We start from the raw sequence: 9,722 nt of genomic DNA on the forward strand, positions 1-9,722 counted from the left end.
CTAAGAAGGTTCGAGGGATGCCGACAAATACTCTCTTGATGCACTGCCATGCCCATACGGCTATAGTCCGGAACATGGTCACCGATCGACTGCTCGACGGACGGGTCAAGATCCGCCACCTCGTCCTCGTCACCGCCATCGCCGATGAAGGCACCCTGGTGCGCGCCGCCGAGTCGCTGCACATCACCCAACCCGTCGTCACCCGCGGCCTCCGCGCGGTCGAAGACGTCTTGGGCGTGCCGCTGTTCGAGCGGCTGCCGCGCGGGGTCAGGCCCACGCAGTACGGGTACTCGTTCATCGAGCGCGCACGTTCCGTGCTCGCCGAGCTTCGTGCCGCGGGGGAGGAGGTGCGGCTGCTGCAGTCGGGGCAGCTCGGCACCGTCACGGTCGGCACGCACCTCGCAGGCTCCAACCTGCTGCTGCCACGGGCCATCGCCGCGCTGAAGGCCGAGCATCCACGGCTCACCGTCGTCGTCCGCGAGGGCACCCCCGACACCCTGCAACAGCTGCTGCTCGCGGGCGACCTCGACCTCACGGTCGGGCGGCTCTCGCCCACGGCGCCGGTGCGACTCGAGCAGGAGCGACTGCATCTCGAGCCGATCCGTCTGGTTGCGCGCGCCGGGCATCCGGTGCTCGGCGGGGTCAAGGCGAACTCCCTCGCCGAGCTGATCAGCTACCCGTGGATCTTCCCGGTCGCGCAGACGGCGCTGCGGGCCGAGCTCGAAGCGGTCTTCTTCCACGAGGGACTGCCGCTCCCGCCCGACCGCGTCGAGTGCACCTCGATGCTGACGCTGCGCACCCTGCTCATCTCGACCGATGTGATCGCGGCGCTCCCGATGTTCATCGCCGTCGACGACCGCGAGCTGCGGATCCTGCCCACGCCGCTCAGCTCCATCCGTCGTTCGGTCGGCGTCACGGTGCCCAAGGACCGGGCGCCGTCGCCGGCAGCATCCGCGCTGCTGGCTCATCTGCGCGAAGAGGGCGCACGCCTGGCGGAGCTCGAGCGCGAGTACGCGCAGACGGAGCCGCGCTTCGCCGGCTGATATGCCCGGATGGTCATAGCTCTGACCCGTATGGATATTGGACAGCATCGCTCCCACAGGGTGAACCTGATGAGAACGACACGACGTCGTGACGATCTCACCCGATTCAGCCAATGGAGGCGACATGGCCGGCTCTCCCTACGTGCCCGATGCGAAGAAGTACCGCCCGGAAGACTTCGTGCGCGTCGCCGGTGAACCGGCCGATCCCGATCCCTCCAGCTGGGGCATGCAGCCCGACGGCACGTTCCTGCCGCCGGAGCACACGCCGTCCGTGCCGCGCGACGTCTTCGTCGACTGGCCGGGGCAGCTCGACTACCGCGACCCCGAGACCTACGCGCTCAACGCGAAGGCCGAGGCGTTCTACCCGATCGTGGTGAACACGAGCCACTCATGGCAGTGCATCTACGACTGGGACGGCCGCCGCCTCATGCTGCACTACGGCGGCGGCAACCACTGGAAGCTCTACGACATCACCGACCCGCGCGACCTCACCATCGTCGACGAGGAGCAGTGGGGCTGGGATGACCCCCGCCCGCAGTTCGGCGCGACGACGGTGCAGTGGAACCAGAAGCTCGGCAAGCACATCGCCATCCAGGCGAGCGAGACCCCGCGGTACTTCCTCAAGGGACGCGTCGCCAACAAGTGGATCGACGACACCGTCGAGGGGCAGCTGAAGGAGTGGGAGGGCCTGCGCGGCTTCCGCACCTGGGAGATGAACGGCCCCAGCCCCCGCGACTGGACGCTCCTCACCGAGGTCTCGACCGACCCGAACCACGGACCGGACGAGATCCAGGAGGGCAACGGCGTGCTCGACCTGCCGGTCTACTACGGCGACAAGTACCTGTTCGTGGCGACCGCGCCCGACAACACCTTCACCAACCAGCCGTACAAGACCACGCTGTGGACGGCGGGTCACGCGGCCTATGACGTGTCGGACCCTGCGAAGCCCGAGCTGCTCTCGAACTGGTGGGTGCCCGGATCCCGCGCCGGCGAGGAGGCGGACTCCGAGTACCTCGCCGACAATGAGCGCTGGAACAACAAGACCTCGTGGTTCGGCTCGCGCATGGGCATCTTCATGCCGCGCTCGGTCGAGTCAGGGTGGAAGTACGGCTACGCCGCCCAGGGCGGTCAGGGCTTCTTCGTGCTCGACGTGTCCGACCCCACGAACATCAACCACGTCGGCTGGTGCCACCTCCCGGTCAGCGTCGCCGGCACCGAGGGCGACAACGTCGACACCACTCAGGTGGAGGAGACGGGATACGTCTACGTCTCGGGCTACCCGATGAACACCGACTGCTACGAGCCGGCCAAGGAGATCTACCAGATCGACGTGAGCGACCCGACGAACCCGCGGGTCGTGCGGACGCTCCCCCGCCCGACGCCGCCGGCAGAGGCCGCGTTCACCGACTGGGCGCAGCGCCGCGGATCGTTCGGGCCCAAGCGCTCGGGCTACTTCACCAACACGGGTACGCCGCACGGCGGAGTCATCCCCTACGCGTTCTACGCCGCTGGTCTGCAGATCTTCGACGTTCGCGATCCGGAGAACCCCAAGGTCGGTGCGTATTTCGTTCCGCCGATCGGCCTCAAGGACGACGACGACCTCGCCGCCCCCGTGCACGGCATCTTGGTCGAGTGGGACCGCAACGTGATCTGGCTCTTCGCCAACCACGGCATCTACGCGGTCTCCACTCCGCTGCTGGGAGAACCCGTCGTCGGCATCCCCGCCGCCGAAGGCTGACCGCTTCCCCGAAACTCCGGTGTCCGTCCTCCGACAAGGGGCTGAGTGGACGGACACCGGCTCCCGACCCATGACGATCTCTCCCGAAAGCGATCCATGACTCAGACAGTCAGGCCCTGGCCAGCCCTGTGGGCGCTGTGCATCGGCTTCTTCATGATCCTCGTCGACACGACGATCGTGGCGATCGCCAACCCGGTCATCCTCGCGGCATTCGACGCCGACCTGACCACGGTGATCTGGGTCACCAGCGCCTACCTGCTCGCCTACGCGGTTCCGCTGCTGGTGACGGGCAGACTCGGCGACAGGTTCGGTCCCAAGCGGGTCTACCTCGTGGGTCTCGTGGTCTTCACCCTCGCCTCGCTCGCGTGCGGCCTGGCCGGCAGCATCGAGATGCTCATCGCGGCCCGAGCCGTGCAGGGTTTCGGTGCCGCTCTGATGACGCCGCAGACCATGGCGATCATCGCGCGGGTCTTCCCGCCTCGCGGTCGCGGTCAGGCCATGGGCGCGTGGGGAGCAGTCGGCGGGTTGGCGACGCTCGTCGGTCCGATCCTCGGCGGCGTGCTCACCGACACCGTGGGCTGGGAGTGGATCTTCTTCGTCAACGTGCCGGTCGGGATCGTGGCCTTCGTCGTCGCCTGGCGTCTGGTGCCGAACCTGGAGGGGCATCCGCACCGGTTCGACTGGATCGGCGTCGCCCTGTCGGGGCTCGGCCTGTTCCTGCTGGTGTTCGGCATCCAGGAGGGCGAGGTCTACGACTGGGGGGTGATGTTCGGTCCGGTCACGGTGTGGGGCGTCATCGTCACAGGCGTCGTGCTGCTGGTGCTCTTCGTCGTCTGGCAGCGATTCAACCGCGCAGAGCCCCTCATGCCCCTCAGCCTGTTCCGCGACCGCAACTTCTCGGTCGCGAACGCCACGATCTTCCTCGTCGGAGTCGGCATCACCGCGATGCCGGTGCCGCTCGCCTTCTACTTCCAGGTCGCCCGTGGCCTCGACCCGACGCTCGCCGCTCTGATGCTCGCGCCGATGGCGGTCGTCTCTGGTGTGCTCGGGCCCTTCGTCGGCAAGCTGAGCGACCGGATCGGTCCGCGCTGGGTGACGTTCGCCGCCTTCGTCATCTCGGCAGTGGCCATGGCCTGGTACGCGACGACGATGACGCTCGATGCCCCGTTCTGGCTCCTGCTGTTCCCCTCGGCGCTGCTGGGAGTCGGGGTGTCCGGCATGTTCGGCCCGCTCGCGTCGACCGCCACGCGCAATCTCCCGCACACGCAGGCGGGAGCGGGATCGGGTGTGTACTCCACGACCAGGCAGATGGGATCGGTGATCGGATCGGCGCTGCTGGCCGTGCTGATGAATGTGACGCTCGCCGCGCACATCGCCGGATTCGTGCCAGGGGCGATCCACCCGGGCAGCGAGCTGTCGGAGAACGACGGCATCGGGCTGGCCGCGGCCATGTCGCAGTCGCTTCTGCTTTCGGCCATCGCCTTCGCGGTGTGCGCGGTCGTCGTGGTGTTCTTCGAGAAGCCCCGCCCCTGGGGTGCACCGACCGCCCCGCAGCCGGTGGGTTCTGTTGTGAGAGAGGGACGATGATGACGGCAATCGCAGTGGATCCAACATCCAGAACCAAGAAGCAGGAGAAGGCTCCGATGAACGAGAGATCCGGAGGCGGAAGACTCGTCGTCGACGGCCTGAAGAAGGACTACGAGCTGGATGGCGCGGCCGTTCCCGTCGTCAAAGACGTCACCTTCACGATCGAGCCGGGAACGTTCTACTCGCTGCTGGGTCCGTCGGGATGCGGCAAGACGACCACGCTGCGCTGTGTCGCCGGCCTCGAGCGGAGCAACGGCGGTGTCATCTCGCTCGACGGCGGCGTTCTGTCGACGGGCACCGAGCACGTATCGCCGGACAAGCGCGACATCGGCATGGTGTTCCAGAACTACGCGATCTGGCCGCACATGACGGTCTTCGCCAACGCGATCTTCCCGCTGCAGGTCGCGGGTTCGAAGCTTCCGAAGCAGGAGGCGCGCAAGCGGGCGATGGAGGCGCTCGAGCTCGTGCAGCTCGACCACCTCGCGCAGCGTCCGGCCACCGCGCTGTCGGGTGGACAGCAGCAGCGACTCGCTCTCGCCCGTGCGCTCGCTCATCGTCCGCGACTGCTGCTCCTCGACGAGCCGCTGTCGAACCTCGACGCCAAGCTGCGCGACACCATGCGCAACGAGCTGCGGAGTCTGCAGCGCACCCTGGGCATCAGCGCCCTGTACGTCACGCACGATCAGTCCGAGGCGCTGTCGATGTCGGACCGGGTGGCCGTGATGAACGAGGGGCGGATCGTGCAGGAGGCCACGCCCCGCGAACTCTACGACCAGCCCGCAGACCGGTTCGTGGCGAACTTCGTGGGCCGCGCGAACATGATCCCCGCCGTGGTGATCGACCGCGATGGCGCCGGCGACGCGGTGGTCGAGGCGCTCGGCACGCGGTTGCAGACGCCCGTGCCCGACGACGTCTCGGCGGGCGATCAGGTCACGTTGACCTTCCGCCCCGAGACCGTGCGTTGGCACGAGACCGCGGTCGACCGCCCGAACGTGCTTCCCGTGCGCATCGTGCGGGTGGAGTTCCTCGGCGAGATCGTCGAGTACGAGGCCGAGGTGCTCACCGACGGCGAGCCGGTCGCCACGATCGTCGGACGCGGAGCACCGCAGGCGACACCCCCCGAGGGCGGCAGGGTCTTCCTCGAACTGGTCCCGCACGCCTGCCGCGTGCTGGGCGCCTGACGAAATCACGCACCACACCCGCAATCACACACCTGATGTCAGAGAGGACATTCAGATCATGAAGAGAACACTGGGAGCAGTCGCCATCACGGCGGTCTTCGCACTCGCCCTGACCGGATGCAACACGTCGACCGAGGCCGCCGGCGGTGGCAGCGCGCTCAAGGGCGACGCCGCCTCGGCCACCTGCGACGCCGCGGAGATCGGAGCGATCACGCGCTGCGAGAACTTCTACGACGACTACTGGCCCGAGATCGACAAGCAGCTCGACACCCTCTACGAAGAGGCGAAGAAGGCCGATGGCGGCACGCTCGTCATCTGGGACTGGTACGAACTGTCGCCCGATGTGATCGAGCAGTTCAACAAGCGCTTCCCCGACATCAAGGTCGAGACCAGGGGCCTCACCTACAACCTGTCGTCGGCGATCATCTCGGCCAAGGCCACGGGTTCGCGCAACACCGATGTGGTGTCCGGCTCCATCACCTCGATGGCCGCCATGTACGACGAGGGCTTCTGGGAGAAGGTCGACTGGGAGAGCTTCGGCGTTCCGAAGGAGTTCCTGACCATCGGCGCCCCCGAGCTCATGCCCGACAGCATCAACGGCACGCTCATCCAGTACAACACCGACAAGGTCGAGTCGGTGCCGGAGACGCTCGACGGTCTGCTCGCCCCCGAGTACAAGGACAAGGTGTCGGTCGCCGGCTACAACGCGGTGGTCTTCGCCGGATACGGCATGGCCGAGGGTGAAGACAAGATGGTCTCGCTGATCGACGAGCTGATGTCGTCGGGCAACCTGAAGCTGCTGGAAGACCAGGGCGCTCCGCTCTCCAGCGGTGACGTGCCGATCGCGCTCAACCAGACGCTGTTCAACCCGAACCCGGCGCTGCAGGTCTCGCCGTTCGAGCACGCGGGGGTCTGGGCGCAGTTCTCCGGAGTGAACTCCGACGCCAAGAACAAGCCGGGTGCGGCGCTGTGGACCCTGTGGAACGCGTTCGACCCCGACTGGATCAAGCTCCGCATGACCGACGAGCGCTTCGCCAGCACCCAGGTGCCGTTCGCAGGTCTTCCGGCCGCGACGTTCGCCGAGTCCACCGGGCTCATGAAGACGAACTCCGACGCACTGCTGCTCGGCCTCGACAACGGGGCCGAGACCGAGACGCAGGCCACTCGTGACGACTGGCAGGCCATGATCAACGCCGCCGACAAGGCGCTGAACGGATAACGATGTTCAAGGCAGGACGGACCACGGGGCGAAAGCGTCCCACCACGATGACGATCGCGATGATCGTCTCGGGCGCGGTCATCTTCATCCTTCTCGCGGTACCGCTGATCGTCCAGGTGATCACCGCGTTCCGTGGTCCGTTTCTGCCCTTCGGCGTCTCATCGGCGAAGTGGGGTGTCGAGAACTTCGTCACCCTGTGGCAGCTGCGTGAAGACTTCTGGGGAGTGCTCGGCGCGACCGGCGCCTTCGTCGGCGGCTCCACGCTGCTCACGCTCCTGATGGCGTTCGGCCTCGCCTGGGTCACGGTGCGCACGGATGCACCGTGGCGTCGCCTCATCTCGGTGCTGGTGATCGTGCCGTACATCATCCCGCCGATCGTGAAGGCCCAGGCCTACCTGCTGATGCTGTCGCCGGAGTCTGGCGTGCTCAACCAGATGCTGCGACTGCTGCCGTTCGCGAGCGACGTGCCGATCGATCCGTACGCCTTCCCGACCATGATCTTCATCCAGGCGCTGACCAACGTCACGTTCCCGTATCTGATGATCGTGCCCATCCTGACGAACATGGATGGCTCTCTGGAGGAGTCCGCACGGGTGTCCGGAGCCTCGTGGCCGCAGACGCTGCGTCGGGTGACGCTGCCGATGCTCTGGCCCGGCCTCCTCGGAGTGACCGTGCTCACCTTCATCCTCGGTCTCGGCAGTCTCGAGGTCCCGCTGCTGTTCGGTCAGGAGTCGGGGCGCGACATCTTCGCCCTCAAGCTCTGGACGCTCATCAGCTCCAACGCGGGCGAGCTGCCCCAGTACGGTCTGGCCGCCGCGTGGGGCCTGGTGTTCCTCGTGATCACGACCATCGCCTTCGCGATCTATCTGCGGGCCACGCGCAACGCCGAGCGAAGAGCCTCGGTGTCGGGCAAGGGCTTCCGGCCGTCGACCATGCGGATGGGGCCGTGGAAGATCCCGGTCATGCTGCTGGTCGCCGTGTTCATCCTGCTCACCGGCATCCTTCCTCTTCTGGCGCTGCTGTGGGCGGCGATCACCCCGTACCCTGTGGCATTCTCGATCGACGCGATGCTCGGCAGCACCGACTTCGGAGCGTTCGGCACGGTGCTCGCCGACCCGGAGTTCTGGGTGTCGCTCGGGCGCACGGTCATCATCGCGGGCGGCAGCGCCACGATCGCGGTGGTCTTCGCCACGGTGCTCGCCTACGGCATCGCCCGCAGCAAGAAGACGTGGTGGGTGAAGGCCATGGACCTGTTCGCCTCGTCGTCGGTCGCGATCCCCGCGACCATCGCCGGCTTCGCGATGTTCCTCACCTTCATGGTGATCAACCCGTACATCCCGATCGCGGGTACGCTGCTCGCTCTCGTGATCGCTTACTCGTACCGGGTGTCGATCGCCTACCGCTCGTCGTACAGCGCGACGCTGCAGATCCGTCCCGAGCTGGAGGAGGCGGCGCTCACCAGCGGAGCGAGTCGGTTCGAGGGGTTCCGCCGCATCATCGCGCCGCTGCTGATGCCCACCGTGATGGCGGTGTGGATCCAGATGTTCATCCTCGGCACCAACGAGTTCACCCTCCCGGCGTTCCTCGCGACCCCGTCGTCGCGTCCACTGTCGATGTACATCTACGCCATGATCAACCCGCGGTCCGCGCAGTTGTACGCGCCGGACCAGGGGGCCGCGATGGCGCTGATCTTCACGTTGATGGTGTTCGCGATCGGCTACGGCCTGCAGTGGGCGCTCTCCCGGCGCGCGATCGGTCGGGCCCGCAAGCCCGTCGCCGCGGGGCTCCCCACCCTCGCCGCGCCTCCTGTCCCGGCGGCCGACTCCGCGACGGTGACCCTGGCCGTGCAGCGCCAGAAGCGCTGAGCGGCGGCGCGCGCCCCGCCCCCCCGGGCCGCGAGTGCACGGCTTCGCGTCGAGTGCACGGCTTATCGATGCGAGGATGCCGTGCACTCGGCAGGATGCCGTGCACTCGACGAGAACGCCCGACTGCGGCGGTGTCCCCCGAACAGTCGACAGACACGGCGCTCAGAAACGTCTAGTGTCCTGATGGCATGACGTCTCTTCGTCGTGTGCAGGATTCGTGTGGGGGAGAGGGCAGAATGCGCGTGCGAGCACCTTCGGCCAAGGCGGGGATCGTCGTCGGAGCGGTGATCATCCTTCCGATGATCGGGATCGCCCTCGGCGCGATGAACCTCCTGATCGGGTATGTCTGGTCGCTGCTGGTGGTCATCGCCCTGGTGGTCTTCACCGCGCGTGCGTTCCGTGGTCCCGGCGAGGGGCCGGAGCCCCGGCCGTGGTGGCGGATGACGACGACGGCTCTCTCCAGTGCGGTCCTCTCCGTCCTCTTCGCGATTCAGGCCGTCACCGGCCTCTTTCGAGCGGGGACCGCTCCGTTCCCGGCCGCCGTCGTTCTCGGCGCGCTTCTGGCGCTGGCCATAGCCGGCGCGTATGCCGTTTCCGCGACCCGCCTCGTCCGCGTCGAGAGAGCGCGGACGAGATCGTGACTCGATGACGAATGCAGACCGCCGGCGCAATCTGGGATGGTGGTTCGTCCTCCTGAGCGCGCTGGGCGCGGCGCTGATCTGGTTCGTGTTCATCGGTCAGTACGCCGACGGCCGAGAGATCGAAGGCCAGTGCTTCGGGAACGTGCCCCCAGGGGCTGTGGGGACAGAAGACTCCTCCGCCTACGAAGCCGACATCACCTTCCTCCCCCCGGGTCGACAGTGCACCTACGCCGCCACGGACGGAGGCACGATCACCACCCAGACCGGTGAGTCTCGGGTCCCGATCGCGTTCCTCGCCACCGGACTCGGGCTCCTCGCGCTGGTCTTGACCTGGGTGTTCCGCCGACGGGTCACCGCGATGCAACAGGTTCTCACCCACTCCGCGCTCCTCTTCCTCGGCCTGGGTTGGGCCACGATCGCCATCTACGCCAACGGCTAGCCCCCCGCT

At 67.2% G+C, this 9,722-nt stretch carries 8 protein-coding genes; all 8 read left to right on the forward strand.

The features are described 5' to 3' along the window. The first annotated feature begins 74 nt into the window (after positions 1-74). The 8 genes from CQ040_RS12700 (at position 75) to CQ040_RS12735 (ending at position 9,713) form a co-directional block, all read left to right on the forward strand. The gene (locus tag CQ040_RS12700) at positions 75-1,043 is read left to right on the forward strand and encodes a LysR substrate-binding domain-containing protein (RefSeq protein WP_105526605.1); all 969 of its coding nucleotides are present in this window, start codon (positions 75-77) and stop codon (positions 1,041-1,043) included. 124 nt (positions 1,044-1,167) lie between these two features. Continuing rightward, positions 1,168-2,781, forward strand: coding sequence for an LVIVD repeat-containing protein (locus CQ040_RS12705; protein WP_105526606.1), 1,614 nt, complete (start codon positions 1,168-1,170; stop codon positions 2,779-2,781). A gap of 96 nt (positions 2,782-2,877) precedes the next feature. Next, positions 2,878-4,368 carry a DHA2 family efflux MFS transporter permease subunit gene (locus CQ040_RS12710; RefSeq protein WP_105526607.1) on the forward strand — a complete coding sequence of 497 codons (1,491 nt, stop codon included), beginning with the start codon at positions 2,878-2,880 and terminating at the stop codon, positions 4,366-4,368. Positions 4,369-4,424: 56 nt separating this feature from the next. Then, positions 4,425-5,549 (forward strand): ABC transporter ATP-binding protein, encoded by a 1,125-nt coding sequence (locus CQ040_RS12715; protein WP_105526608.1) that lies wholly within the window; start codon positions 4,425-4,427, stop codon positions 5,547-5,549. 58 nt (positions 5,550-5,607) lie between these two features. Further along, positions 5,608-6,768 carry an ABC transporter substrate-binding protein gene (locus CQ040_RS12720; protein ID WP_105526609.1) on the forward strand — a complete coding sequence of 387 codons (1,161 nt, stop codon included), beginning with the start codon at positions 5,608-5,610 and terminating at the stop codon, positions 6,766-6,768. Between the two features lie 47 nt (positions 6,769-6,815). Then, a complete protein-coding gene (locus tag CQ040_RS12725) occupies positions 6,816-8,633 on the forward strand; it encodes an iron ABC transporter permease (protein WP_181156738.1) in 1,818 nt (605 codons plus the stop codon). 242 nt (positions 8,634-8,875) lie between these two features. Beyond that, a complete protein-coding gene (locus CQ040_RS12730; RefSeq protein ID WP_146113879.1) occupies positions 8,876-9,274 on the forward strand; it encodes a hypothetical protein in 399 nt (132 codons plus the stop codon). Between the two features lie 4 nt (positions 9,275-9,278). Beyond that, the gene (locus tag CQ040_RS12735; RefSeq protein WP_105526612.1) at positions 9,279-9,713 is read left to right on the forward strand and encodes a hypothetical protein; all 435 of its coding nucleotides are present in this window, start codon (positions 9,279-9,281) and stop codon (positions 9,711-9,713) included. Positions 9,714-9,722 lie beyond the last annotated feature (9 nt).

The organism is Microbacterium sp. MYb54, from assembly GCF_002979515.1.
Lineage (GTDB): Bacteria > Actinomycetota > Actinomycetes > Actinomycetales > Microbacteriaceae > Microbacterium.

Bases quoted from the DNA above. Each gene is read 5' to 3' on its own strand.
- CQ040_RS12700 (WP_105526605.1), top strand. From the start codon at position 75: ATGGTCACCGATCGACTGCTCGACGGACGGGTCAAGATCCGCCACCTC.
- CQ040_RS12705 (WP_105526606.1), top strand. From the start codon at position 1,168: ATGGCCGGCTCTCCCTACGTGCCCGATGCGAAGAAGTACCGCCCGGAA.
- CQ040_RS12710 (WP_105526607.1), top strand. From the start codon at position 2,878: ATGACTCAGACAGTCAGGCCCTGGCCAGCCCTGTGGGCGCTGTGCATC.
- CQ040_RS12715 (WP_105526608.1), top strand. From the start codon at position 4,425: ATGAACGAGAGATCCGGAGGCGGAAGACTCGTCGTCGACGGCCTGAAG.
- CQ040_RS12720 (WP_105526609.1), top strand. From the start codon at position 5,608: ATGAAGAGAACACTGGGAGCAGTCGCCATCACGGCGGTCTTCGCACTC.
- CQ040_RS12725 (WP_181156738.1), top strand. From the start codon at position 6,816: ATGACGATCGCGATGATCGTCTCGGGCGCGGTCATCTTCATCCTTCTC.
- CQ040_RS12735 (WP_105526612.1), top strand. From the start codon at position 9,279: ATGACGAATGCAGACCGCCGGCGCAATCTGGGATGGTGGTTCGTCCTC.